This is a genomic window from Bacteriovorax sp. HI3 (assembly GCF_059738875.1).
The window spans coordinates 2,553,944-2,578,598 of record NZ_AP026946.1 but is presented as its reverse complement, the minus strand read 5'-3'; the positions used below and the strand labels follow the sequence as shown (position 1 = coordinate 2,578,598).

Sequence of the window (24,655 nt, the reverse complement as noted above, 5' to 3'; positions counted from 1 at the left end):
ACACCCTATTTATGTTATGATCTCCTGGGAGACAGCTATGAGAAAGAAGCACAATCATCACCATCACCTAGACACCCTTCATCCTATGGATTCCTTTGGAGTCGTGTCGGGTTTAACCAAGCAGGTGAGAGTCACTCGCTTGGAAAAACGATTGATTCCTGCGGTGCCTTTTCCGCACAAACACAATTTTTTTCACCTGGTGGTCATTACGAAAGGATCGGGATGGCACGAAATTGATTTCGAACGCCATGATGTGAAAAAGGGCTCAATCTTTTTTATGCTTCCGGCACAGGTTCATTCATGGGCCATGAGTAAAGACACCTGTGGGGTGGTTATCGAGTTTGAAGGGCTTTCGATGTTTTCAGGAGATGAGGCCTACAATATTTTTTCAGATGCCCTTATGCCTTCAGTGAATTATTTTGAAGTTTCGGGAGCGACTCGCGAAGAGATTTTTGCTCATGCGCAGAAAATGCTGGTTGAGTATGAAGAAGAGAAAAAAGATTTTGAAATTCTCCTCCGATTACATCTTGCAACTTTACTGCTGCTTTTTTCACGCATCATTCAGGACCAACCGAAAAAAGTTTCGAGGGTTTCCAAGTTCCGCGAAGATTTTACAAATCTCATCGAGAAGAATTATAAAAAACATCACAGCGTAGAATTTTATGCAAGGACTTTGGGAATCACTCCTAAAGCGCTTACGGCAAAAGTAAACCGTATCATTGGAAAAAGTGTGAGAGACCTGATTCAAGAGCGCTGCATTTTAGAAAGCAAAAGACTCCTGGCCTATTCCGATTTATCAGTGAGCGAAATTTCTATTGAGTTGGGTTTTGATGACCCCAATTACTTTACGCGTTTTTTCACTTCGAAAACCAAGCAAAATCCAGGCAAATTCAGGCAAAAAGTCAGACAGGTTTGTTAACTTTTGAGTTGGGCATTGGCATTGCACTTACCATGGAGACCCAGGAGGAATTTATGGAAAGTTTTTGGAGCGAAGTCAGTGGAAAGATGAAAGATGCTTTTGATAAAGTTGAGGATAAGAGTAAAAAAGACCTAAATCTTATCAAAAGTATACCAGCGATGTTATCTTTTTTAAGTGACTTAGAAGACGATGAAGTGTTGATGTGGCTTGATCAGGCACGCAAGATCAAAAAGCGCCGAGAGCCCAAATTTCCCCCTATTAATGGGGATTTTTACGACACTCGCCAATATCTCAATGCCGATGAAAAATTAGTGCTCGATAGTGTGCGAAGATTCATGATTGAAGAGATAGAGCCCATTGCCACCGAGTACTGGATGAAAGGGGAATTTCCTTTTCAGATCATCGAGAAAATGAAGAGACTCAATATCATGGGTCTTACTTACAATAAAAATCTTGGCGGTCAGGAACGCAGCAATCTGCTGGAAGGAATGATTGGTGAAGAGATCGCGCGCATTGATGTTTCAACATGCACTTTTTTTGGAGTGCACGCGGGACTGGCGATGAATTCAATTTATCACTGTGGTTCACAGGAGCAGATTGAAGAGTTTATTCCTCCGATGATTGCCATGGAAAAAATTGGCGCCTTTGGTTTAACTGAACCGGAAGTGGGCTCTGCTGCTTCCATGGGACTAAAGACTACATGTAAGCGTGAAGGGGATACGTGGACGATTAATGGTGAAAAAAAATGGATAGGGAATGCCACATTTGCCGACATCATTATCATTTGGGCCAAAGACGAAGATGATCATCAGGTCAAAGGTTTTATCGTCGATCGCAACACCAATGGATTAGAAACTGAAAAAATTGAAGATAAAATGTCTCTGAGAATTGTCCAGAATGCCATTATCAGAATGAATAATGTCAAAGTCCCAGAGGCGCGCAGGCTGCAAAAGGCCAATACTTTTAAAGACACAGCACGAGTGCTTAAGATGACCAGAGCAGGAGTCGCCTGGCAGGCCGTAGGATGTGCTCGTGGTGCTTATGAGCACACACTTGATTACACCATGAAGAGACGTCAGTTTGACCGTCCGATTGCAGGCTTTCAAATGACTCAGGATCTTTTGGCCCAAATGCTTTCTCAATTAACAGCTATGCAATGTATGGTGGCGAGACTGAGTATTTTGCAGGATCAGGGAAGTATGTCGGATGAGCAGGCGTCACTTGCAAAAGTTTTTTGCACAGTAGGATGTCGAACCATTACCAGTATGTCCCGTGAGCTTATGGGTGCCAACGGGATTTTAATCTCTAATAAAGTCGCGCGTTTTTTAGGAGATGCTGAAGCTCTTTATTCTTATGAAGGGACAAAACAAATTAATTCATTGGTGGTGGGCAGAGCGATTACAGGTCTTAGCGCGTTTGTTTAACATTTGCGTTTTCGGCCTTAAAGATGGCCAGGTATTTTTTTTCCAGCTCTTTCATTTCTGTCGGCCTGATCTCGGCGAACTTCTTTTTCAGGAAAGCGTTGATCTCAGGCGTATTCCAGGGAGACTTAAGTGAAATCGGGGCGTAGAGACCTGTGACGATAATACTCTTGGGAAGAGTGACGAATTTACCTTCCCAACCCATTTTCGTCATCGTAGAGAGTCCTGAATTGGTGCCGGCAATAAGGTAGCGAGCGCGGTCCTTATCGACAAAACGAAAGCATTGTTCAGTTGTCGGCAGTCTGGTGATATTGCGATTGGTTTTATCAAATTCATCAAACTTCGTTCCAAAACTGTCATTGATGATCGCGACGCCGGGGTATTTTAGCAGGTCTTCAAAAGTTTCAAACTTAAACTCTTTGCCTTTTTTGACAAAAACTACAGTTTCATCCTGCATAAAAGCTTCGGCAGAGTAATTATATAAGGCGAGGCGGTCTTCTGTTTTATAAGGTGGTAAAAGCATATCGATACGTCCGGCCTTTACTTCTTCCTGCGCTCGTCCCCATGTCTCAACATTGATGAATTCAACTTTTACATTGATCTCTTTAAAAATCTTTTCGATGATTTCTACAGATACACCTTTAAGTTTTTTTTCTCCACGTTTGGCCCAGATAACCGGTGGATAATCAGGGTGACCAGTCACTTTGATGACTCGTTCATTAGGCAACGACGTTTTTTTCAGATCAATTTCTGCGTGGATACCAAGAGAGAAGAATAGGGAGCTTAAGATTAAAAGCTTTTTCATTGCGAAGTTATTATGACCTGAGGCGAAGTCAAAATCTATTGTTTAGTGAATGTCCAATAAAAAATTGATGTTGTCTTTAAGTTTACTTTTTAAGTTCAAAAGAAGAGCAGTAGCTGCGCACGAAATGTTCGACGTCTTCCCACATTGTATCATCACCCATGTGAATCAGGATGCGTCCGACAACGACACCAAAGATATAATCCTCAAGTGTGTCCAGGATTTGCTGAGGCTGGATAGTATTGATCATCTTTTTATCGTTGATCAAAGTGAGAACTCTTTCTTCAAATTCAGGATGGCGCTCAAAGATCTCCAGGTTTTCCTGGAAGCGTTTTAAAAATTTTGCGTCAGTTAAAAATTGCAGAAGGATTACTCGGAAAATAACCAAGTCTTCCGTGAAGTGCTTGATACGGTGGCGGACAAAAAGCAGACACTCATCAGTGATGGATTCTTGTACCGGATAGGCCAGGTGAGTGTAGCGCTTTTCTGTCGCCTTTCTCTCGACCATTCTTACGAGCAGTTCATACTTTCCACCAAAATAGCGGGTGATAAGTGCTACGTTTACATCTGCCTTTTTAGCAATCATGCGGGTCGTAGCCCCTTTAAAACCGTGCTTGGCAATGATCTGCTCAGCCGCAGAAAGCAGGCGCTCCTCTGTCGCTAAACGATCTTTGTTTTTAGGTTTTGTAGATTTTGCCGCCATATAAATTGAGCCTAACACCTTATTTTTTTAAAGGATAGCTAAAAATTATGGTCGTTACCAAAAAGTAATCACTTGATTACATCAAGGTTTTAAAGCATACTTGGGCTGTAAACAAAGTAATCGTTTGATTACATCACAAAAAAGGACACACACATGCTTAAAACAATCGCCATAGTAGGGACGGTTGCGATGAGTTCTAGTGCTTTCGCGCTCAGTCTCTCTGAATACCTTGCCCAGGTAGAAGGTCAAAGCTTACGTTACAAACAATCCCAGGCCCAGGCCGAAGGATCGAGACTCGTGTCTCGAGAAGCTGATCTTTTAACTTCACCAAACTTCTTCTTGGAAGCGAGAAAAAGTTTCGACACTTCTTTAGGAACACCTCCGATGTCTATGTATGACAGATACGACAACGACGTGTACCGCGCTGGAATTTCACAGAAGTTTAGTTTTGGTTTAGAAACTAAATTTTCTTATGCTGTTACAAAAAATGCGTATGAAGGTTCAACTTTTAACCCGGACAAATACTGGGATGCTTCTCCAAGTGTTGAACTAACTATGCCTTTATGGGCCAATGGTTTTGGAAGCAGCACTAAGGCTCAGGAAGAATTAACCAGACAACAAAATAAAGCTGATGAATACGCAAACCTTGCTCTTTCACAGAACTTATTAATTGAAGCAGAAGTGGCCTACTGGCAATTGTCTGCCTCGCAAGAAAGAGTGAAGATTCAAGAACAGGCACTCTCAGCAGGAAATAACATTCTTAGTTACGTACAAAAACAAAAGCAAAAAAATTTGGGAGAAAGTGCTGACGTTCTACAGGCAAATGCTTTGGTTGAAGCTTATAAACTTCAACTGCAGCAAGCGGTGAACGAGAAACTTCGTCTTTCAAGAGCTTTTAACAAGTACTTAAACACGAATGCAGACGCTCCAATGCCAAGTCTTGATTCACTTAACTACAATTACCTTGAAAATCTAAAAATCCCAGATCAAAGACCAGGTGACAGATTAGATGTGAAAGCAAGCCGTGCTCAAGCAGCTCTAGCGAAAGCTTCAAGTGATCTCATCATCGAAAGAAATAAGCCAGTGCTTAATTTAGTAGGTGGTTACACACTTCAAGGACGTGGAGTAGAAACATCAAAAGCTTTTGAGAACTCAACGAAAACAAACCATGACAATGGGTATGTTGGAGTGATGTTCCAGCTTCCACTAAACTTCAAAGCTGTGGCCGATGCAAAAGCAGGGGCACAGAGATTAAAAGACTCAGCTGATATCAATGAACAGAACCTTCTTTATACACAAGAGCAGGACTGGATTGATTTAAAGCAGGGCCTTTCAGAATCAAAAGAAACACTAAAGCTTTCTCGCACTATGGAGTCAGCTCAAAAGGCCAAACTGGAAAACGAAAGATCGAGATTAAGACAAGGTCGTACGACAACTTATCAAGTTCTTCTTTTCGAACAAGACTATACGCAAGCGCAGGCCTCTCGCGTACAAGCAGCGACACAAATCATTGCACTTGAGTCTCAACTGAAACTATACCAAGGGGAGAAGTAATATGAGTTTAGCTAACGTATCCATCAAAAGACCCATATTCATCACCTGTGTGATTATCGGTATTCTGGTTGGGGGGATCGCTGCCTTCAAATCAATGTCGGTAGACTTATTCCCTGACGTATCAATTCCGGTTGTTACGGTTCAAACTGTTTATCAAGGAGCGGGACCTCAAGAGATTGAAACTCTTGTTTCAAAACCGCTTGAAGATGAGATCGCTTCGATCTCTGGTATTAAACGTCTTAAATCAAGAAACCTTGAAGGGGTTTCTATCCTTATTATCGAATTTAACGACGATAAAGATTCAAAGGTTGCTGAACAAGAAGTCCGCGATAAAGTAAACATCGCTAAAGCTGACCTTCCTGATGAAGTAGAAGACCCGATTATTAAAAAATTCGACCCGGCCGACACTCCTATTGTTTACCTTTCACTTACAGCTGAAGGCTTAGGTGATGGTGAGCTTTTCGACTTAGCTGATAGAACAATCAAGCCTCGCCTTGAGCAGGTAGATAACGTTGGTGCGGTTGAGATTATCGGTGGTAGAAAAAGAGAAATCCACGTTCTATTAGATAGAAATAAACTTAAATCAAGAGAGATCTCAGTTTCTCAGGTTGCTTCTCAAGTTGGAGCAATGGGGGAAAACATCCCGGCAGGTAAAGTTTCTCGCGGAGAAAAAGAACTTGTATTCAGAGGTGTAGGGGAATTCTCAAACGTTCCGGAAGTTGCTGATACGCTAGTAAACCTTTATGGTAACGAAGTTCCAACTCGCGTTGCCGATCTGGGGATTGTTAAGGATACACTTAAAGATGAGACATCTCGTTCTTATTTAGGTGATAAACGAGTTCTCACTCTACAAGTTTACCGTCAAGCGGGATCAAACACGCTTAAAGTTGCTCAAGACATTAAGAAAAAAGCTGAAGCAATCAACGTTGAATTTAAAAACGCGAAGAACGCACCAAAGCTTGATATCATTGTCGACTCTTCTATTAAGATTGAAGACAACGTTAATGACGTTTATGAAACTATTATCATTGGTATCATCTTAACTGTTATCACCGTATTTTTCTTCTTGGGATCAGTGAGATCGACGCTTATTACAGCGCTTTCTCTTCCCGTTTCACTTATTGGTGCTTTCGTTCTTATTGGTGCAGCAGGATTTACCATTAACATCGTAACTCTTCTTGCCCTGACTCTGGCAGTAGGTCTTTTAATTGACGATGCCATCGTAGTTATTGAGAACGTGTATCGTTTCATGGAAAAAGGTTACGACTCTAAAGAAGCGGCCCAAAAAGCGACAGCTGAAATCCAGATGGCTGTTATTGCGATCACTCTGGTAGTTATGGCGGTATTCGTACCAGTTGCCATGATGTCAGGGACAATTGGTCAGTTCCTTAAATCTTTCGGTTTAACGGTAGCTTTCTCAATGGCGATTTCTCTTTTCGTTGCTCTTACAATTATCCCGATGCTTGCAGCTTATTTCGGGGGAGAGCACCACGATATTAAACACATCCCTGCAAACCCTGGTGTTTATGACAAAACTCTTGGCCGAATGGTCAGAGGATTTGACCGCTTCCAGACATGGTTAGAAAACATTTACGAAAAATTCGTAACGTTTACTCTAAAATCGCCACTGGCGACGATTGGTGCAACACTATTTGTTTTCCTTTTCTCTTTCTATGTCGCTGGATTCCTTCCAGGGGAATTCGTACCAGATGATGACTCTGGTGAGTTGAACATCACTCTGGAGCTAGCTCCAGGGACAAACATTGATGAAACAGCAAGAGTGGCAAAAGAAATTAAAGACATTGTTCAGAAAAACGATATCGTAGACTTCGTTCTTTATACGGCCGGTAACGAAAATGGAGAGGTTAACAAGGCGACTTACGTAGTAAAACTGAAACACGACAGACATGGAATCAAAACAGAAGATTTCAGAAACACTCTTCGTGAACAGCTCGTTGCCTATAGAGAAATTGCTAACCCGATTGTTAAGAAATTTGATACGTCAGGATTAGGGCGTCAGCCGGTTATTCTAAACATCACTTCTCCAAATGCGCAGGCATTGGAGAGAAGTGCGATGAAAGTTTTTGAAGCGATGAAAAAAGACCCGCGTCTGGTTGACGTTGACTCTAACTACCGTACAGGTAAGCCAGAGCTTCAAGTAAAAGTTAAACCAGGTAAAGCGAAAGAATACGGTATCAACACTAAGACACTGGGGGCTGAACTAAGAGCTCAGGTTGAAGGGGCGACTCCGGCAGTTTTCCGTGAAAATGGTCAAGAGTACGATGTACGTGTTCGTCTCTTGGATGATCAGCGTGACTTAAAGAAACTTTATAATCAGGTTTATGTTCCAAACATCAACCACCGCTTAGTTAAACTTTCTGATATCGCCAACGGAGTTGAGACGACAGGTCCGGCGTCGATTGAAAGGATGAACCGCGGACGTTTCATTGAGCTTTCTTCTGGGTTAAAACCAGGTGTTGGTCTAAACCAAGTTATGGCCGAGTATATTGAGAGAATGACAAAAGGCGACCTGAAACTTGAAGACGGTGTAAACCTGAACCTTGGTGGTGACGCCGAAGATATGGCAAAACTCATGACATCGACTATGGTCGCAGTTGGTTTTGGTATCCTGGTCATTTATTTGATTCTTTCTTCTCTGTATGAATCGTTTATCACTCCGATGACGATCATGCTTTCTCTTCCACTTGCCATCAGTGGGGCATTCTTCGGTCTGTTCTTAACTGGTAAGTCGATTAACCTGTTTGCTATCTTCGGGTTCTTTATGTTGATCGGGGTTGCCGGTAAAAACGGGATTCTAATGGTCGACTTTGCGAAGGTACTAATGGAAGAAGGACGCGATAGATTCTCAGCGATCATCGAAGCAGGGAAAACCAGACTTCGTCCGATCCTTATGACATCGTTTGCTCTAATTGCTGGTACCCTTCCGATTGCTTACGGTCTAAACCCGGCATCGAGAACGAGAACATCAATGGGGGTGGCGATTGTGGCCGGGGTTGCTCTTTCAACAATCCTGACACTCGTAGTTCTACCTTCGATCTTTGTTTACATCGACAGATTCAGAGTATGGGCCAATAAGCTTGGTACAAAAATGACAACGAATAAAGAAAAGAATGAACACGCACCTAAGCATGAAGTAGCAGTTGAAACTCAAGGCGAAGTGAATACTGACAACATGGTGACAAAATAGCCATGAACGCAATAATGAAAAAAACTAAAGAAAATGGACGCGATCGTTTGATCGCGTCCGCTCTTAAGCTTTTTTCGGAAAAAAGTTTTCATGCTGTGTCTGTGCGTGAAATTTGTGACGATGCCCACGCCAATCCAAGCTTAATATCTTTTCACTTTGGAGGAAAAGAATCTCTCTTAGAGGTCATTTTCCAAGAACAACTCATAAGTTCTAGATTCCAGGATATGGTTAATATTCTTTCTACGCCGACATCCGCGCTTGATGTGAATGTTAAGTTGAGCCTTTTTTTGAAGTCCTATGTCGATTTTTATCTTGAGAATAAAGAAGTTGTAAGTCTTTACCTGGAAGAGCTGGAAAAAGGGCACGATCTTGCCAGAAAAATTCTTAGTCAAACCTACGGACAGGTATGGGATCGACTCTTGCTTTTTATTCAAGAGTCACAACAGCAGAAATTTATAAATCCAGAATGGGATGCGAAAATTGTATGTTTTCAAGTCATCAGCCCATTCTTTTCTCTTATTAGAAGTAGAGCAACAAATTTGCGACGAACAGAGTGTTCATTAGATGACATTGAGTTTACCGATAAATTAATTAAACAGATCGTTTGTTCCATTAAGGAGTAAAATATGAAAGGGGATATCTACCAATTCGAACTAAGTAACCAGGACCATGAGAAGTTTTCTCTCGAAGAATACCGTGGAAAAACTCTTATGATTGTTAATGTCACCAGCGACTGCACGATGACTTATCAGGATAAGAAGCTGGAGAAGCTCTATCAAAAATATAAAGACCAAGGTCTGCATATCCTGGCGATTCCAAGTTCAAATTTCAACACTGTGAATGGTGAAAACTTAAAACACTACAGTTTTCCGATGGCCGAAGAAGTTTCAGTGCGCGGAAAAAATCAACACCCACTATACGATTACCTAACCCATGAAGCACCAGAAGCAGTAGAGCAGTTCTATAGCATCGCCAAGAAAGCTTTCATTGCACAAAAAATGGATGAGGGCATGGTTACTGACGTGTTATGGAATTACGAAAAGTTTCTCATTGGCAAAGATGGTGAAATCATTCAGCGTTTTTCTTCGGAGATTGAGCCGGATGACTCGCGCATTGCCCGCGCAATCGAAGGCCAGATTCTCTTTTAATTGCGTGTCATAATTCCTTAGTTGCTTCTTCTCGGAGCTTTGTTTAAGGTTACAAGAGTGAAATCTCTAACCAAGGACAAGGCATGATTGATTTATATTATTGGACCACTCCAAACGGTCACAAAATCACTATTTTCCTGGAAGAAGCAGGCCTTCCTTACAAACTTCATCCCGTCAACATTATGAAGAACGAGCAGTTTAATCCTGAGTTCTTAAAAATTGCACCCAATAACCGCATTCCGGCCATCGTTGATAATAATCCTGAAGATGGAAAAGGGGCGCTTTCACTTTTTGAATCAGGAGCAATTCTTTGGTACCTGGCGGAGAAGATTAAAAAGTTCGTTCCTCACGATAACCGCGCGAAGGCCGAAGTTTCTGAGTGGCTTTTTTGGCAAATGGCGGGGCTTGGGCCTATGGCCGGGCAAAACCATCACTTCAATATGTACGCTCCTGAAAAGATCCCTTACGCGATGGAGAGATACACGAAAGAGACCGCTCGTCTCTACGGTGTTTTGAATAAAAACCTGGAAGGAAAAGACTGGGTTGCGGCCGGGCAGTACACAATTGCTGATATGGCAATTTATCCATGGATTGTTCCTCACGAAAATCAAAAACAGAATTTAGCCGATTTTCCTCACCTGAAAAAATGGTTTGAGAAAATGAAGGATAGAGAAGCGGTTAAAAAGGCCTACGAGATCGCCAAAGGGATTAAGTAATGAGAGTTGAGGTCAGCCAAAAATTTATCACTCTAAACGATGGAATGAAAATTCCTACCATTGGGTTTGGAACCTGGCGAGTGAGCGATGCCGATGCCCCTAAGATTTTAGATGAAGCATTTGGGGCCGGTTACCGCTTGATTGATACGGCCAGTATGTATGGCAATGAAGTGGGGATTGGCAAGGCGATTAAAGAAAGTTCCCTTTCACGCGAAGAAATCTTTCTTACGACTAAAGTCTGGAACTCTGAGCACGGCTATGATGCCACATTAAGGGCAATGGATAAAAGTCTTAGCAATTTAAAAATGTCTTACGTTGATCTTTACCTGATTCACTGGCCGGGAGTGAATTCAGAAAAATACATTCCTACATGGAAAGCTTTAATCAGGCTTAGAAAAGAAGGAATTGCCCGCTCAATTGGAGTTTCGAATTTTACCATTGATCATGTGGAAAGACTGATTAATGAAACAGGTGTCGTGCCAGCTATTAATCAGCTCGAGCTTCACCCGTACTTTCAACAAAAAGAATTGCGCGCTTTTCACGACAAGCATAAAATTGTGACTGAAGCCTGGAGCCCTCTGGCCCGCGGAAACCTTTTTGATGATGAAGTGATTGTGGCCTTAACAAAAAAGCACAATAAAACTCCAGCTCAGATTGTTCTTCGCTGGCATTATGAAAATGGAATCATTGCGATACCTAAGTCTGGAAATCCAACACGCATGCTGGAGAACCTGGATATCTTTGATTTTCATTTTGATAAAGAAGACCTGGCACAAATGGATACACTGGATGATGTTAACGGCAGAACAGGGGCCAATCCTCTGACTGCAGATTTTTAGGATAAAATGGAAAATCAAATTCAAATTGTAATCGAGTCCCGCGCAAAAGATTTAGCAGGAATGCCTATTACCAGAGTTCTACCTTGGGTAAAAAAGCGCATGGTAGGTCCTTTTATTTTCCTAGATCACATGGGGCCGGTGCATTTTGATAAAGACCATAAACTAACAGTGAATGCCCATCCACATATCGGGCTTTCAACTCTGACTTATCTTTTTAAAGGACGCATTCACCACAAAGACTCTATTGGATCAAGTGTGGTCATCGTTCCCGGTGAAGTCAATTGGATGACGGCGGGAAAGGGGATTTCCCACTCGGAAAAAACCCCGGCCGATGATATCGGTCGCGAAAGTGATATTCACGGCCTGCAGTTTTGGGTGGCGCTGCCTGATGATCTCGAAGATATGGAGCCTTCTTTTACTAACCACAAAAGTCACGAGATCCCAAAAATTAAAAAAGACGGGGCAGAAGTTTGTGTTGTGGTAGGAGAGTTTCACGGACAAAAGTCACCGGTGAAGGCCTTTAGCCCGATGATTTTTTTAAATATTGAAGCAACAGAAGACTACACTTTCGAATACTCGGCCCCAGAGTTTGAAGTCGCTTTCTACTTAATTGAAGGTGAAGTTGATTTGGGAGAGAGAAAGTTTTCTAATCACGAAATGATCGTGCTTGAGCCAGGTTCTAGTATCCGCGCGGATATTAAAAAAGGCTCACATTGTGTACTCGTAGGAGGAAAGTCTTTTCCTCATCCAAAATTCATCTGGTGGAACTTTGTTTCAAGCTCTAAAGAAAAAATGAACACGGCCAGAGACAACTGGAACTCGGGGAATTTTCCTCAAGTGCCGGGTGAAACCGAAAAAATCATGGCACCGACTGATAAAATTCTCTAGTTGCCTAATCCTCGCGCGGTGGATGTTTTAAACACCACTCTATAAAACTTTGAGTTTTGGGAGAAACAAAACGCTGTGGGGGATAGACAAAACTTACTGTCACAAAGGCCTTCCATGTCCATTTAGGAAGAATCTTAACGAGCTTTTTATTTTTTTCTTCCTGGATGCAAAGATAGTCAGGAATCAAACCTATTCCCATGCCTTCTAGAGTAAAACTCTTGGCCGTTTGCATATCATCAACGGTAATCACTCCCTCAGGATAAACTTCGACATCATCTTTGCCGTTAGTTAAAAGCAGAGGATTAAAGGCCGATGAGAATTTTACAAAGGAGAATTTTTTTAACTCTTTAGGATTTGTTGGCAGTCCATATTTTTTTATAAAAGCAGGAGTGGCCCACAAGCTTCCTTTGAGGTCTGTAAACTTTCTGGCAATAAGACTTGAGTCTTTGAGTTGCCCGAGCCTAAAAGCGAGATCAACTCCTTCAGCGACTAAATCGACGACACGATTGGTGAGAATGAGCTCAACTTTCATCTTAGGGTGAGCGGCAAGATAAGACTTCACATAATAAGGAAGAAAAGAGTGCCCGATATCCGGGACTGTCGTGATACGAAGAGTGCCTGTTAGCTCAACTCTAACATTGGCCAGTTCATTTTCTCCCGCCTCAATTTCTTCCAGTGCTTTTAAGCAACGTTGGTAATAGGCCGAGCCGGCCTCAGTGACACTGAGTTTTCTGGTTGTCCGGTGAATAAGAGTTGTCCCAAGCCTTCTTTCTAAGGCCTGAATCTTTCCACTCACCGTAGTGGTAGGCATACCCATCAATTTGGCCGCGCCACTAAAGCTGCCAGCTTGAACCACTTTTACAAAAACTTCAATTCCATCTAAATTCATAAAAATGATTGTACGGTTATTCGTATAATTATTCCAGATAATACTGACTAATCAGGACTCTTCTTTGGATTTATTATGGTCTTAGGAAAACTAACCTAAGGAGTTTATATGTCTAAGAAATTACTTGTTACCGGCGCTTCAGGAAAACTAGGACAATTAGTTTTAGAGAACCTGATTAAGCGTGGAGAAAAAAATATCATTGCGACTAGCCGTAAAACAGAGAAGCTTGCTTCTTTTGCCGCTAAAGGCGTAGAAGTCAGAAGTGCAGACTTTGAAAAACCAGAAACGCTGGACGCTGCTTTTAAAGGAGCTGAGAGACTTCTTATTATCAGTACCGATGCTATCGGTTCGCGTGTTGAGCAACATAAAAATGCCATTGCCGCAGCTAAAAAAGCAGGTGTTCGTCATATCGTTTATACATCATGGCCTAAGGCCGATACTTCGGTGGCCTTTGTTTCTAAAGAACACATTGAAACAGAAAAGCTGATTAAAGAAAGTGGTCTGACTTATACGATTTTAAGAAACTATCCTTATGCTCAAAACATCTTCTATGCTATTCCACAGGCCCTTGAAATGGGAACACTTTATGGAACAGCAGGCAAAGGGGGAGTGGCCTACGTAACAAGAGAAGATTGTGCTGAGGCTGCTGCAGGCGCTTTAATTCAAACAAATGAAAAAAATGAAATTTACGACATCAGTGGAAAAGACGTGATTGATTACGAAGAGCTGGTGAAGTTAGTCAGCGAAGTGAGTGGAAAACCACTTAAGTATGTCGATATCCCGGAAGCGGATTTAAAGGCGGCGCTTTTAAAATCAGGGCTACCGGAAATTTGGGCCGATGTGTTTGTTACATTTGATCTGTCTTATAAAAATGGCGACACAAAAACAGCGACTGATGCAGTCCTGAAACTTTCAGGGCATGAACCTAAAGGGTTTAAGGAATTCTTAATTGAGAATAAAGCGGCCCTTTTTAGTGCCCAAGCTCACTAAAAACCATTAGACTTTACCTATGAAGATTTTAACTATTCAAATCAGTAAGGTAAAAAAAGTTGAGTATAAAGGAAGGCCCGTGGAAACGGGCTTTTTCAAAGAGCAAGTCAAAGGGCCTTTGAAGCTTTTATCGCTAAAATTAGAAGGTGATGAACAGGCCGATCTCAAAGTTCATGGTGGTCTGGATAAAGCGCTCTACGCCTATCCTTACGACTCTTACGTTGAATGGAAGAAGTTTCGCCCTGAACATACCTATGAACCAGGGGCTTTTGGTGAAAACCTGTGCATGGAAACTTTAGATGAGAAAAGTATTTATATCGGAAGTACTTATCGATTAGGTGAAGCAGAAGTTCAGGTCACACAACCGCGCTTTCCTTGTTTTAAATTAGGGATAAAGTTTAACGATCATTCAATGATCAAGAGTTTTATGAATTTTGGTCGCCCCGGAGTTTACTTCCGGGTGCTCAAAGAAGGGATGATCAAAGAAGGTGACACTTTAGAGTTGCTAGAGCAGGATCAGATTCGTTTTTCAATCACTGAGTTTGTTGATCTGTACTTCAGCGATAAAAAAGACATCGAACGAGTGAAAGAAATTTTGACCATCCCATCCTTAAACCACGAGTGGCGTGCTCAATTTGAACGAATGATCTAAACGTTTTCGATGGCCTCAACCAGATAGGTGAAGTCGATAGGTTTAGTCACGTGATCAAAAAAACCGGCATTTTTTGTTTTTAGTCTATCTTCGGGCATCGCATGTGCCGTCAAAGCGATTACTGGAGTTTCCACTTCCATTGAACGCAGCTTCTCAATAACCTGAAAACCATTCATCTTTGGCATTTCGATGTCCATTAAGATGACGTCATAATGTTTTTCTTTAATTTTATAAAGAGCTTCATTTCCATCTGAGGCCACATCAGCATCACCGCCGTATGAACTTAAAAAGAGTTTAATGATTTCCAGGTTGTCGATAGAGTCATCGACAATAAGGATTGATTTTGATTTAAGCGACCTATCAGTTTTCTCAACCAGCTTAGGTTTGTTGGATGGTCTGAGACCTGGGTAATCAGTAAAGCTGATTCCAAAAGTGCTTCCAAGTGTAAATTCTGAATGAACAAGTTCCACGTCGCCTCCTAAGGCTTCGGCAATTTTTCGCGAAAGAATAAGGCCTAAACCTGTACCTGTACGCGCTCTGCTTTGGCATTTATCTGCCTGGACATAAGGCTTGAAAATGCGTGAAGCTTCTTCTTCATTCATTCCCGTACCTGTGTCTTGAATTAATATTTTTAATTGATTTTTTTGTTGTCCTTTTTCCACTTTTATCGTGATGCCACCTTCATCAGTGAACTTCACGGCATTTCCAACTAGATTGATAAGCACCTGCTGAAGTCTGCTTGGGTCGCTGGTGACATTATCGAGGAAAAGGTGATTAGGTTCATAAGTGAGGAAGATATCTTTTTTTAAGCACTCGGCATGAAAGAGTTCAATCACTTCAGCAATCAAGAGATCCAAATCAAATGGCCTCATTTGAATATCGATTCTTCCGGCCTCTACTTTAGAGAGATCGAGAATATCGTTAATTAAATGGTGGAGGTTTTTTCCATTTTTTAAAATGATATCCAGGTATCTTTGGCGGTCGTCTTCAGAGATGTCATCTTTTTGTAAAAACTCAGCAAACCCCAGGATGGCGCCAAGAGGAGTCCTGATTTCATGACTGATGTCAGCGATAAATTGAGTTTTTAGTTTGAGGGCCCTAAGGGCCATGCTTTGTGATTGTTTGAGAGCTTCTTCGCGGTCTTTCTTTTTAGTCAGGTCTCGGGTGATCACAGAAAAGCCGATGTGGACGCCTTGAGAGTCGTCGAGCCTGCTGATGACAAAATTGGCCCAAAAAGATGTTCCATTTTTTCTCACCCTCCAGCCTTCTTCTTCGATTCGTCCAAAATTGTAGGCCTGTTTTAAATCGTGTTCAGGATGATTTTTTTCGATATCGTCCATCATATAGAAGCGGGCAATATGGGTTTGTGCCGCTTCACTGTGCTTGAGTCCCATCAATCTCTCTGCACCGCTGTTAGAAGAAAGGATGATACCTTTGGTGTCGAGAATATAGACAGCATGATCGACCATTGAATCAATAGTCAATTTCGACATCTCGTATGAATTAGATAATTCACCATTCAACTGCATTCTAGCGTGCACCTTTAAAGTCTATTCAGTTTTTTTCGTATAAAGATTTCTCACACAACAATATGTTTTCAAACTCAATATTGTATTAAGAAGATTCAAGAGGTTTTCAAGCGCACAGACGGGGACATTTTATCTAAAGGTAAGCAAAAAGATGCTTGATGAAATCTTAATATTGAATGACCAATGCGCGGTTATCGCAGAAGATTTTTTTGTGATTATTTGTGAATGAGGATTTTGTTAGGATAAGAGGAATATCATTAGCCTTACAAAGCATTTAATAAATTTTACTTACAGCTGGTTTTCGAGAGGGATTTCCCGTATTCGCGCCAGAGAATATGTGTGAGATAGGCCTTTGAAGAAGACCATTCTTCTTCATCGACCAGGCCTGATTCAATGGCGCGGGCAATGATGAGGTCTTTTTTTGGGTAGGCATTAGTGTCTCCCATACATCTCATAGCGATCATTTCTACTGTCCAAGGGCCGATGCCTTTGATGGCGAGCAGTTTTTTTCTGGTCTCTTCGAGATCGGAGGTTTTTGAGATCACTAGCTCTTTACTTTCGACCAGGCGAGAGAGCTCTCTAATGGCATTGGCCTTATGGCGAGTCATCCCCAATTCTTCTAACCTGGCCTCTTTTAAAAGAGTAGGAGAGGGGAAAATGTAGACGTCTTTTTCTTCTGTTTTTTTAGAAATTTTTTTTCCATATTTTAAAACCAGCTCCTTCATTTTTGCTTTGGCCTGAACGGTCGAAACCAGCTGACCCAGGATAATAGAAACAGCAGTTTCGTAATTATCAAATGAGCCAGGAATTCTGATTCCATTGGCATTCACTTTTTTACTTTTGGGCAGATCGTTTGGGTTATGTTCGGTATCAAAGAGCGACTTTAAGCTGCTTATAAGAGGGCGTGCCATCATCAGAGGAATATTGGTTAACTCCAGTTTGAGTGCCGATTTGCGGGCCTCATAACTCACTTTTAGTGTCCCATAACCTTTGCCATGGGGGATATAGCGTAAGAAATAATCTGGGTGAACTTCTTCCAGTCCATAGGTTTCGTGTCGTCCTAAAAAGGCCATAATAGAGTCCCAGTCATACGGGGCCCTGAGTGCAAGGTGTAAAATGATTTGGTCTTTAGGTATTTTTTCCGCATGCTCTTTTCTTAACTCACTTGGTGCCAGAGAGTAGAATTCTTTAAAGGCTTCGTTAAAGCGGCGGACAGATTTAAAACCAGCGGCAAGCGCAATGTCTGCGAGTGGGCTTTGAGTCTCCATGACTAATAAGCGGGCAAAGTGCAATTTTTTTGTAGTGATGATTTCAATTGGAGAAGCTCCCAAGTGCTCTTCAAAAAGTCTTCTAAGATGCCGGTCACTCATACCTAACTTTTCAGCAAGAGTTTGCACGCTAAGTTCTTCATCGGAAGACGCAGTGATGGCCTCGTCAATTAAGCGCAAAGCTCTTCCCACACTGACTGTTGTTCCTTCCAGGAGTTTGCTTCCAGGAGCAAGATCGGGATGGCAGCGCTTGCACGGCCTGTAGCCCGCCTTTTCTGCCTCAGAAGCACTTTTAAAGATCACAATGTTTTCTGGTTTTGGCCTTGCTGGACAGACGGGACGGCAATAAATGTGAGTTGTTTTCACGCCAAAGTAAAATCGTCCATCGTAACGAGGGTCACGGCGCTGGATGATTTTCTTATAGTCTTTTTGAGATAAGTCCGTCATGTGCTCTATTATATTATGGACACACAAATGTTACTAGCGGTTTTCGGACGCGAGCACAATCTAGTATCAGCTAAGTAACTGCAAAAAAAGAAAAAAATATTCTGCCTCGCCCTTGCACCAAAAGAAAACAACTCCATCTTATACTCATGGAAGTTAAAACCTATATTAAAGAAAACTGGCTGACGAAAAATCCAAAGAGAGACGGTCTCAATCCAACTCTTCTTTTAATGTCACTATTGCTGGCAACCAGCTTCATTTACATCAATGACTTCTTCAATGCCCCTCTTTGGATGTCGGCCACGGGTGAACAAGTTTTCATGAAACATGAGTGGTGGCGTGCCTGGACTACACTTTTCGCGCACGCTGATCTCTCACACATCTTAGGCAATCTCTTTTTATTTTTTCCCTTCTCATATTTTTTAATCGCGTATTTTGGTTTTTCTTTTTTTCCATTTTTTGGTTTTTTTGCCGGAGGTCTTGTTAATCTCGTTGTCCTTTCAACTATGCCCGCTCATGTCTCCTTGGTTGGAGTTTCGGGAGTGGTGAACTGGATGGGAGGAGCATGGCTTGCCCTTTCATGGTTAGTTGACAGGCGAGAATCCAAAGGAAGAAGAGTGCTCAAAGTGATTGCGGTCACTATCGTTTTATTTGTTCCTGATAGTTTCAAACCAGAGGTGAGTTATCTTAGCCACTTCTTAGGATATTTCGCCGGTATCTTCAGCGCGATGCTTTTTTATTTTATTAATAGAAAGAGCATTCTGGCAGAAGAGGTCGTGGAGGAAATTCCGGAAGAAGACGGCCACATCTGGGGTGATGAATATATGCTTTTTGATGAGCCTCGCTTGGAAGAGTGGGGCCATCATCAAGGAGAGAGTCCGAAAGAAACTCTGGATAACAAAAAAGGCGAGATCATCGTTTATAAGTATGAAGAGCTCACACCGACTACAGATCCGAAGATTTTAAAGTCCCAGTATCATTAAAAGGAATAGTGAAAGGTCCTATTTCTGCACGTCCTTGAATCTTATAAGGTATACCTTCTTTTTTGATAAAGAGCACGGCCGAATCTAAAATATCTTTATAGGCCAGCTTCAGAGGAAGTGAGACCAGGGTTTTTGTCTTGGATTTGACCAAAACTTTTTCTTTGTAAGTTCCGGTGGTGATCGTTTTTGAATTGATATCCAGAGTGTATTTTAAATTTTTGACATCAAAATCGATGTTGTTTGGATTTTCTACTTCCAGGACAACGTCCAGGTCTAGGTTAAGAAAAGAAAAGTTTGTAATCCTTACGTCTTGCAGCTCAACTTTGGGTGGCTCAACAATCTTTTTAAAGCTGGAACAGCCAGAAAATGTTATCACCATGGTCAGAATTAAAAATAGGGTCTTTAGTCTCATAAAATCCTCAAGATATATTCTCTGACATCCATAGGCAAATCAAGGATTTTTCGTGGGTATCTATTCCAACATAAATTTTTTCTAAAGATTGATTTTCGCTATTTATAAAGACAGAAAATGATAGTTCAATAGTATTAATATGCCTATGTGAATAGTATGTTTTATTGATGCAAGCCAGGAGTTCTTGGGCAATGAATACTATGCAATCAGATTATTTAATGGATGTGATTTTGAAATTGTCGCGCACTAGAAGCGTGCAAGCAATTATTGAGATCATCAGGCATGCAGGCAGAAAACTGACGGCTGCAGATGGTGCCACATTTATTCTAAAAGATGTTGATAAGTGTTATTATGTTGATGAAGATGCCATTGGCCCTTTATGGAAAGGAAAACGTTTTCCTATAGAAGAGTGTATCAGTGGGTGGGCCATGCTCAATAAGCGCCACACGGTGATTAAAGATATTTATAAAGACCCACGCATTCCTCTTGATGCCTATAGTCCTACATTTGTGAAAAGCTTAGTGATGGTTCCTATTAACGTGGACAGTCCTATCGGTGCTATTGGGAATTACTGGGCGACAGAGCATGAAGCGAGTGAAGAGGAAGTCGATTTGTTAAAATTCCTGGCCGAAATCACAGCGATTGCTATTCAGAATGTGGAAATTCTCGACCAATTAGAGAATTCCTTAAGTGCTTCTCACGAACAAAAACGCGAAAACGATGAGTATATGTCTATTGTGACCAATGAGCTCAAGGCCTCTAAAAATTACCGCCTGGCCATCTCTAACGAAATGGACCGTTTAAGTTCGCTTATCAACGGTCAGATTCACGAACTTAAACAGAATGAAGGGCAGTTAAAGAAAATCATTTACGAAATCTCACTCAAGCAGCTCAATGAAATGGATGCTCTTTTAAGGGACTTTTTACAAGTTAAAAGATTGTAAAAGAACAGCTTAAATTTCTTTCTCTTCTCAGCTCTTGTTCCAGCTCAAAATCCATTTGCTCTTTAAAACTGTAAAACTTGCAGTTGCCACTTAGTAATTTTTTCAAGAATTGTTCTAGCATAGATCTCCTCCTGTTAAAGGCATCATCGCCCTTTTTAGGATTTTTCTCAATACTCTTGAGGGAAGTATTATAATGTGATACTTTCAGCCTAGGCGTGGAAGCCTTTTACCAGGAGAGTGTCAGTGTCTCAGATTGATCAATTCCTCAATGCTCTTAAGCGAGCACTGAAGGCCAAAAATATTATTTATAAAGATCTGGCTCAGTCTCTTGATCTCAGTGAGTCCAGTGTAAAACGCATTCTCGCTGATAAATCCATTAGCCTTGAGAGAATTGAAGAAATTTGCCGTGCTTGTGATTTAAGTTTCGCTGAGATTTGCAAGAACGCTAATTTTGAAGAAGAGATTCCAGGGCATACTCTTTCAAAAGAACATGAAAAAGTATTGGCAGAAAATCCGAGGCTTCTGCATTACTTCATTATGCTCAATGATGGGATGACTCCACAAAAGATAGAAAGAGAGTTTGATATTTCGGCCAACGAATCTAAAAAACATTTGCTTCTTCTGGATAAAATCAATCTCATTGAACTGCACCCACGCGATCGAGTGAAGTTAAAAAACAAAGCGGGGACTTTACGTTTCCGCCGCGATGGAGCCGTGGGGAAAACTCTTTTCTTGCAAACAAAAAATAACTTTCTTAATTATGATTTTAATGAAGAAGGTGACTACATTCGTTTTTCTACTAATTCTTTCGGACCGGTATCTTTAGCTAAGTTTAAGAAGAAGTTCGATAAGCTTGTCGCTGAAATCCAGGAAGAGTCGCGCGTTGTAGAAAAAGATGACAACGAGGCCCATGATATTGGAATACTTCTGGCAATGAGACCATGGAAATATCCTCTTGAAGCGATCAAGAAGAAGTAAATCTTGCATAGCATACAAGCGAAGCAATTAATCAAGAGTGCTTTGAGTCCCTTATTTTATCTTTTTGCATTTGTAGAAAATGATTCTGTGATACCATTTTTTTATTATTAGCAAGAATATGGAATCAGTGCTTTTTGAAAGAAATTAGTCGATTATTAAAAAAATCTCAATACAAGAGAATCATTTTTCTCTTTTGTTTTGTCTCAACTCTTTTGCTCATTGGAGTGTCTGTCGAACTCGGGGTTTCATATTTTTATGAAATAAGAAGGGCCCGTTTAGATGCAGACAATTTAAACCAGGCCTTTGGGACTCAGATTGAAAGCACTTTTAAAAAAGTCGATATGGTACTCTTAAACACGATTGAATTGTTGAAAAGTCGCAACTCAATTGAAGACTGGAAGACTGAAGAGTTATCAAAAATACTTGTCGAAAAAAACCGTTTCATTCCTGAAGCTCAAAATGTTTTTGTTGTCGGCAAGGATGGGCGTGACAAAGTTCGCTTCAAACTCAACAGCAAATTCAATCTAGGGGACCGGGATTATTTCTACAAGCAATTTTCCAGTGTGGAAAATAAACTTGTTTTTTCCAAACCACTAGTGAGCCGCGAGACTGGACGTTTAGTTATTATATTAAGCCGAAAAATCCTGGATAAAAACAATCAGTTTGCTGGAATCGTGGCCGCAGGTGTGCCTCTGATTTATTTCAGCAATTTTTATTCGGAACTTAACTTACTTCCTGATTCGGCCATTACCATCAATGGCATCGACAATCTTCTTTACTCCCGTTATCCGTGGGTCGAAAAGTTTATAGGCTTTCCTTTACAAAATCAGGATACGATCCGTGAATTGTTTTATCACAATAAGCGTGCTGTTTTTGCTGAGAGAAAATCGCGTATTGATGGAGTGACTCGTATCACTAGTGCAAGACGTGTAGGTGATTATGATTTTTTTGTTGTAACGGCCCTCTCAAAAAGTCAGTACATGACGGGATGGTATACGAAGTGTGCAATCTACATCATCAGCTTTATTGTTCTTTTTATTTTTGCTTTAAATTTTTTAACCCGCTCGCTTAAGGCCTTAAATGACCTGGAAGAACAAAGAAAAGTAGCCGTGCAAAATGCCAAACTTACTTCGTTGGGAGAGATGGCCGGAGGGATTGCTCACGAAATCAACAATCCGTTGGCGATTATTTCTGGCCGAGTGAATTTGATGATTAAGAGTATCGATTCAAATCAATACGACCCAGAAGGATTTAAAACATCTTTGGATAAGATTGGACAAACGACAGAGCGAATTGCCAAAATTGTGAGAAGTCTTAAGGCCTTTTCGCGCACAAATGAGCAAGACCCTTTTATTCCGACCCAGGTTAAGGATGTCATTGAGCACACGATTGAAATTTGCCGAGAGAAATTCAGGACCAGTCCGGTCTCATTAAAAATTGATTCGATCCCGGATGTGCAGATCAATTGCCGTGAATCCCAGATCGTTCAGGTCGTTTTAAATCTTTTGAGTAATGCTTTTGATGCCGTTGAGAAACTGGACGAGAAATGGATTGAAGTGAAATTTGAAGTGATTGGTTCTGAAAAAATCCTGATTAAAGTCATCGACAGTGGAATGGGAATTCCAGACAGCGTCGCCAACAATATCATGCAGCCGTTTTTCACCACAAAAGAGGTTGGGAAAGGAACGGGTCTTGGGCTTTCGATTTCTAAGGGGATTATCGAAGATCATAACGGGAAGATCTACCTTGATAAGGAAGTTTCTAACACCTGTTTTGTGATTGAGATGGGAATTGTCTAAACTACCAATCGATCGGTTTGTAGTCTTTTAAGAATTGCCCACACCAGTGTTTCCCAGAATTAATCCCGTCAATAAATGGATCACAAATTCTCGCGGCCCCATCAACGATGTCTAAAGGCGGCTGGAAGTCGTGAACCTTTTGTTTGTACTCAGAGATTTGTGCAGGATCTTCATCAGTCACCCAACCAGTATCAACAGCATTCATGAAAATACCGTCTTTTGCAAAGTCAGACGCTGACGTGTGAGTCATCATGTTAAGAGCGGCCTTCGCCATATTTGTATGCGGGTGGCGGTCTTCTTTTTTGAAACGATAGAATTTTCCTTCCATCGCCGTTACGTTAACAATATGTTTTTTACCAGTGTAATCGCGTCTCATCATGTGCACCAGGCGGTTACATAAAATGAAAGGGGCCACAGCATTGACTAACTGAACTTCCAGCATTTCAGGTGTCTGGATTTCTCCTAAGCGCAGTCTCCAGCTGTTTGTTGTACGAAGGTCAACTTGTTGAAGATCGGCGTCTAGTTTTCCTTCAGGAAAAACTTCTTCGGCCACAAGTGAGTTGTCAAAGCTGTAAGGAACTTGAGAGAGTTCTGCTGAAGCTCTGATTCCAACTCCTGGGCCTTCTCCGTGCCATGTAACCGGCAGAGCGTGTTCACTTGAAGGAGCGCTTCCGTAAGTCAGTTGGTTAAGTTCAGTTTTAAAGTCCTGGTGGTTCTTTAAAAGCCTTTGAGCTTCTGGATTAATATCGTGAAAGTTCAATTGCTCCTGCTCCATTAAATGGGCGTAAAACCCCGGAGGGCGTCTTACTGTTTGAGCAGCGTTGTTGATCAAAATATCCAGGCGTGGGAATTTTTGCTCGATATAGCTTGCAAAAATTTCCACAGAAGGCGAGTGGCGAAGATCCAGACCGTGAATGTGCAGTCTGTCTTTCCAGTCGTTGTAATCTTTTTCTTTGGCGTATCTCATTGCTGAATCAACGGGAAAGCGAGTTGTTGCAATAACTGTCGCGCCAGACCTAAGCATCATTAAAACGGCGTGGTAACCGATTTTCAAACGTGATCCTGTGATGAGCGCGATTTGTCCTGTCAGGTCAGTTGTTTGGAAACGTTTATGGTAGTTGAAGTCTCCACATTCTTTGCACATTGTATCGTAGAAGAAGTGAAGCTTTGTGAATTCGGCCTTGCACACGTAACAGTTTCTTGGTGTATCTAGTTCTGGTGCTTCTGAGTAAGCTTTATCGCTATCGAGTAAAAGTTTTTCAGGGGCAATGAAGACTGAGTTCTCGCGCGCACTTCTGATTCCAGTCATGGCACGCTTAAGTCTATTTTGTTCGACTAATTGTTTTTGCTTAAAGATCTTTACGTCTTTATTTCTTTTGGCGATTTCTTTTTTATCTGGTTTCGCGATAGTTCCGCATGCTTTGAATAAAGCAATTCTTTGCTCGTGGGTAAGCTCTGTCAGGATTTCTGAATTGTTTGCTACATGCTCAAGTAATGAAATGCTCTCAATAACATCGCTTAAATTAAAATTTTTCATAGGGGAGAGTGTTATCACGCTCCCTGCAAATA

At 41.4% G+C, this 24,655-nt stretch carries 22 protein-coding genes; 15 read left to right on the top strand and 7 right to left on the bottom strand.

Going from position 1 to position 24,655, the window contains the following annotated elements:
* The first annotated feature begins 37 nt into the window (after positions 1 to 37).
* Complete coding sequence (locus AC6JA8_RS12720) at positions 38 to 919, top strand: AraC family transcriptional regulator (RefSeq protein ID WP_497974130.1); 882 nt, start codon at positions 38 to 40, stop codon at positions 917 to 919.
* 53 nt (positions 920 to 972) lie between these two features.
* On the top strand, positions 973 to 2,343 hold the full coding sequence (locus AC6JA8_RS12715) for an acyl-CoA dehydrogenase family protein (RefSeq protein WP_497974129.1): 1,371 nt from the start codon (positions 973 to 975) through the stop codon (positions 2,341 to 2,343).
* Here the strand turns inward: AC6JA8_RS12715 and AC6JA8_RS12710 are convergent.
* Both AC6JA8_RS12710 and AC6JA8_RS12705 read right to left on the bottom strand, forming a co-directional pair.
* Positions 2,327 to 3,145 (bottom strand): substrate-binding periplasmic protein, encoded by an 819-nt coding sequence (locus AC6JA8_RS12710; RefSeq protein ID WP_497974128.1) that lies wholly within the window; start codon positions 3,143 to 3,145, stop codon positions 2,327 to 2,329. The genes AC6JA8_RS12715 and AC6JA8_RS12710 overlap by 17 nt on opposite strands.
* A gap of 82 nt (positions 3,146 to 3,227) precedes the next feature.
* Positions 3,228 to 3,845 carry a TetR/AcrR family transcriptional regulator gene (locus tag AC6JA8_RS12705; RefSeq protein ID WP_497974127.1) on the bottom strand — a complete coding sequence of 206 codons (618 nt, stop codon included), beginning with the start codon at positions 3,843 to 3,845 and terminating at the stop codon, positions 3,228 to 3,230.
* A 153-nt stretch (positions 3,846 to 3,998) separates the two neighbouring features.
* Here AC6JA8_RS12705 and AC6JA8_RS12700 point away from each other — a divergent pair, with 153 nt between their 5' ends.
* The 7 genes from AC6JA8_RS12700 (at position 3,999) to AC6JA8_RS12670 (ending at position 12,198) form a co-directional block, all read left to right on the top strand.
* Positions 3,999 to 5,399, top strand: a complete 1,401-nt coding sequence (locus tag AC6JA8_RS12700; protein ID WP_497974126.1) for a TolC family protein — start codon at positions 3,999 to 4,001, stop codon at positions 5,397 to 5,399.
* Position 5,400: 1 nt separating this feature from the next.
* On the top strand, positions 5,401 to 8,607 hold the full coding sequence (locus AC6JA8_RS12695; RefSeq protein WP_497974125.1) for an efflux RND transporter permease subunit: 3,207 nt from the start codon (positions 5,401 to 5,403) through the stop codon (positions 8,605 to 8,607).
* 2 nt (positions 8,608 to 8,609) lie between these two features.
* The gene (locus AC6JA8_RS12690; protein ID WP_497974124.1) at positions 8,610 to 9,230 is read left to right on the top strand and encodes a TetR/AcrR family transcriptional regulator; all 621 of its coding nucleotides are present in this window, start codon (positions 8,610 to 8,612) and stop codon (positions 9,228 to 9,230) included.
* Positions 9,231 to 9,233: 3 nt separating this feature from the next.
* Positions 9,234 to 9,755 carry a glutathione peroxidase gene (locus tag AC6JA8_RS12685; protein ID WP_497974123.1) on the top strand — a complete coding sequence of 174 codons (522 nt, stop codon included), beginning with the start codon at positions 9,234 to 9,236 and terminating at the stop codon, positions 9,753 to 9,755.
* A gap of 83 nt (positions 9,756 to 9,838) precedes the next feature.
* Positions 9,839 to 10,471 (top strand): glutathione binding-like protein, encoded by a 633-nt coding sequence (locus tag AC6JA8_RS12680; protein WP_497974122.1) that lies wholly within the window; start codon positions 9,839 to 9,841, stop codon positions 10,469 to 10,471.
* The gene (locus AC6JA8_RS12675) at positions 10,471 to 11,310 is read left to right on the top strand and encodes an aldo/keto reductase (RefSeq protein ID WP_497974121.1); all 840 of its coding nucleotides are present in this window, start codon (positions 10,471 to 10,473) and stop codon (positions 11,308 to 11,310) included. The genes AC6JA8_RS12680 and AC6JA8_RS12675 overlap by 1 nt, the downstream gene beginning before the upstream one ends.
* A 6-nt stretch (positions 11,311 to 11,316) precedes the next feature.
* A complete protein-coding gene (locus AC6JA8_RS12670; protein ID WP_497974120.1) occupies positions 11,317 to 12,198 on the top strand; it encodes a pirin family protein in 882 nt (293 codons plus the stop codon).
* A 4-nt stretch (positions 12,199 to 12,202) separates the two neighbouring features.
* On the opposite strand, the gene AC6JA8_RS12665 is transcribed toward AC6JA8_RS12670, so the two are convergent.
* Entirely contained in the window at positions 12,203 to 13,087 is an 885-nt protein-coding gene (locus tag AC6JA8_RS12665; RefSeq protein WP_497974119.1) for a LysR family transcriptional regulator, read from the bottom strand.
* A 108-nt stretch (positions 13,088 to 13,195) separates the two neighbouring features.
* Here AC6JA8_RS12665 and AC6JA8_RS12660 point away from each other — a divergent pair, with 108 nt between their 5' ends.
* Both AC6JA8_RS12660 and AC6JA8_RS12655 read left to right on the top strand, forming a co-directional pair.
* Entirely contained in the window at positions 13,196 to 14,077 is an 882-nt protein-coding gene (locus AC6JA8_RS12660; protein WP_497974118.1) for an SDR family oxidoreductase, read from the top strand.
* A 19-nt stretch (positions 14,078 to 14,096) separates the two neighbouring features.
* Positions 14,097 to 14,729, top strand: coding sequence for an MOSC domain-containing protein (locus AC6JA8_RS12655; protein ID WP_497974117.1), 633 nt, complete (start codon positions 14,097 to 14,099; stop codon positions 14,727 to 14,729).
* On the opposite strand, the gene AC6JA8_RS12650 is transcribed toward AC6JA8_RS12655, so the two are convergent.
* Complete coding sequence (locus AC6JA8_RS12650) at positions 14,726 to 16,270, bottom strand: ATP-binding response regulator (protein WP_497974116.1); 1,545 nt, start codon at positions 16,268 to 16,270, stop codon at positions 14,726 to 14,728. The genes AC6JA8_RS12655 and AC6JA8_RS12650 overlap by 4 nt on opposite strands.
* Before the next feature lie 272 nt (positions 16,271 to 16,542).
* On the bottom strand, positions 16,543 to 17,973 hold the full coding sequence (locus tag AC6JA8_RS12645) for a DNA-3-methyladenine glycosylase 2 family protein (RefSeq protein WP_497974115.1): 1,431 nt from the start codon (positions 17,971 to 17,973) through the stop codon (positions 16,543 to 16,545).
* A gap of 146 nt (positions 17,974 to 18,119) precedes the next feature.
* On the opposite strand from AC6JA8_RS12645, the gene AC6JA8_RS12640 reads away from it, so the two are divergent.
* Positions 18,120 to 18,953, top strand: a complete 834-nt coding sequence (locus AC6JA8_RS12640; RefSeq protein ID WP_497974114.1) for a rhomboid family intramembrane serine protease — start codon at positions 18,120 to 18,122, stop codon at positions 18,951 to 18,953.
* On the opposite strand, the gene AC6JA8_RS12635 is transcribed toward AC6JA8_RS12640, so the two are convergent.
* The gene (locus tag AC6JA8_RS12635; protein ID WP_497974113.1) at positions 18,916 to 19,365 is read right to left on the bottom strand and encodes an LEA/WHy family protein; all 450 of its coding nucleotides are present in this window, start codon (positions 19,363 to 19,365) and stop codon (positions 18,916 to 18,918) included. The two genes, AC6JA8_RS12640 and AC6JA8_RS12635, sit on opposite strands and share 38 nt — an antisense overlap.
* 191 nt (positions 19,366 to 19,556) lie before the next feature.
* Between AC6JA8_RS12635 and AC6JA8_RS12630 the strand changes: the two genes are divergently transcribed.
* The 3 genes from AC6JA8_RS12630 to AC6JA8_RS12620 all read left to right on the top strand — a co-directional run bounded on the left by AC6JA8_RS12630 (position 19,557) and on the right by AC6JA8_RS12620 (position 23,086).
* Positions 19,557 to 20,309 (top strand): GAF domain-containing protein, encoded by a 753-nt coding sequence (locus tag AC6JA8_RS12630; protein WP_497974112.1) that lies wholly within the window; start codon positions 19,557 to 19,559, stop codon positions 20,307 to 20,309.
* Between the two features lie 243 nt (positions 20,310 to 20,552).
* Positions 20,553 to 21,287 carry a helix-turn-helix domain-containing protein gene (locus AC6JA8_RS12625; RefSeq protein WP_497974111.1) on the top strand — a complete coding sequence of 245 codons (735 nt, stop codon included), beginning with the start codon at positions 20,553 to 20,555 and terminating at the stop codon, positions 21,285 to 21,287.
* Positions 21,288 to 21,421: 134 nt separating this feature from the next.
* Positions 21,422 to 23,086 carry a sensor histidine kinase gene (locus AC6JA8_RS12620; RefSeq protein WP_497974110.1) on the top strand — a complete coding sequence of 555 codons (1,665 nt, stop codon included), beginning with the start codon at positions 21,422 to 21,424 and terminating at the stop codon, positions 23,084 to 23,086.
* Between the two features lies 1 nt (position 23,087).
* Here AC6JA8_RS12620 and AC6JA8_RS12615 read toward each other — a convergent pair whose 3' ends face one another.
* Positions 23,088 to 24,623: an SDR family NAD(P)-dependent oxidoreductase gene (locus AC6JA8_RS12615; RefSeq protein ID WP_497974109.1), complete on the bottom strand. Its 1,536-nt coding sequence runs from the start codon at positions 24,621 to 24,623 to the stop codon at positions 23,088 to 23,090.
* Positions 24,624 to 24,655: the final 32 nt, after the last annotated feature.

What these genes read in the sequence shown, in the direction of transcription:
- AC6JA8_RS12720 (WP_497974130.1), top strand. Translation starts at nt 38, where the DNA reads ATGAGAAAGAAGCACAATCATCACCATCACCTAGACACCCTTCATCCT.
- AC6JA8_RS12715 (WP_497974129.1), top strand. Translation starts at nt 973, where the DNA reads ATGGAAAGTTTTTGGAGCGAAGTCAGTGGAAAGATGAAAGATGCTTTT.
- AC6JA8_RS12710 (WP_497974128.1), bottom strand. Translation starts at nt 3,145, where the DNA reads ATGAAAAAGCTTTTAATCTTAAGCTCCCTATTCTTCTCTCTTGGTATC.
- AC6JA8_RS12705 (WP_497974127.1), bottom strand. Translation starts at nt 3,845, where the DNA reads ATGGCGGCAAAATCTACAAAACCTAAAAACAAAGATCGTTTAGCGACA.
- AC6JA8_RS12700 (WP_497974126.1), top strand. Translation starts at nt 3,999, where the DNA reads ATGCTTAAAACAATCGCCATAGTAGGGACGGTTGCGATGAGTTCTAGT.
- AC6JA8_RS12695 (WP_497974125.1), top strand. Translation starts at nt 5,401, where the DNA reads ATGAGTTTAGCTAACGTATCCATCAAAAGACCCATATTCATCACCTGT.
- AC6JA8_RS12690 (WP_497974124.1), top strand. Translation starts at nt 8,610, where the DNA reads ATGAACGCAATAATGAAAAAAACTAAAGAAAATGGACGCGATCGTTTG.
- AC6JA8_RS12685 (WP_497974123.1), top strand. Translation starts at nt 9,234, where the DNA reads ATGAAAGGGGATATCTACCAATTCGAACTAAGTAACCAGGACCATGAG.
- AC6JA8_RS12680 (WP_497974122.1), top strand. Translation starts at nt 9,839, where the DNA reads ATGATTGATTTATATTATTGGACCACTCCAAACGGTCACAAAATCACT.
- AC6JA8_RS12675 (WP_497974121.1), top strand. Translation starts at nt 10,471, where the DNA reads ATGAGAGTTGAGGTCAGCCAAAAATTTATCACTCTAAACGATGGAATG.
- AC6JA8_RS12670 (WP_497974120.1), top strand. Translation starts at nt 11,317, where the DNA reads ATGGAAAATCAAATTCAAATTGTAATCGAGTCCCGCGCAAAAGATTTA.
- AC6JA8_RS12665 (WP_497974119.1), bottom strand. Translation starts at nt 13,087, where the DNA reads ATGAATTTAGATGGAATTGAAGTTTTTGTAAAAGTGGTTCAAGCTGGC.
- AC6JA8_RS12660 (WP_497974118.1), top strand. Translation starts at nt 13,196, where the DNA reads ATGTCTAAGAAATTACTTGTTACCGGCGCTTCAGGAAAACTAGGACAA.
- AC6JA8_RS12655 (WP_497974117.1), top strand. Translation starts at nt 14,097, where the DNA reads ATGAAGATTTTAACTATTCAAATCAGTAAGGTAAAAAAAGTTGAGTAT.
- AC6JA8_RS12645 (WP_497974115.1), bottom strand. Translation starts at nt 17,973, where the DNA reads ATGACGGACTTATCTCAAAAAGACTATAAGAAAATCATCCAGCGCCGT.
- AC6JA8_RS12640 (WP_497974114.1), top strand. Translation starts at nt 18,120, where the DNA reads ATGGAAGTTAAAACCTATATTAAAGAAAACTGGCTGACGAAAAATCCA.
- AC6JA8_RS12635 (WP_497974113.1), bottom strand. Translation starts at nt 19,365, where the DNA reads ATGAGACTAAAGACCCTATTTTTAATTCTGACCATGGTGATAACATTT.
- AC6JA8_RS12630 (WP_497974112.1), top strand. Translation starts at nt 19,557, where the DNA reads ATGAATACTATGCAATCAGATTATTTAATGGATGTGATTTTGAAATTG.
- AC6JA8_RS12615 (WP_497974109.1), bottom strand. Translation starts at nt 24,623, where the DNA reads ATGAAAAATTTTAATTTAAGCGATGTTATTGAGAGCATTTCATTACTT.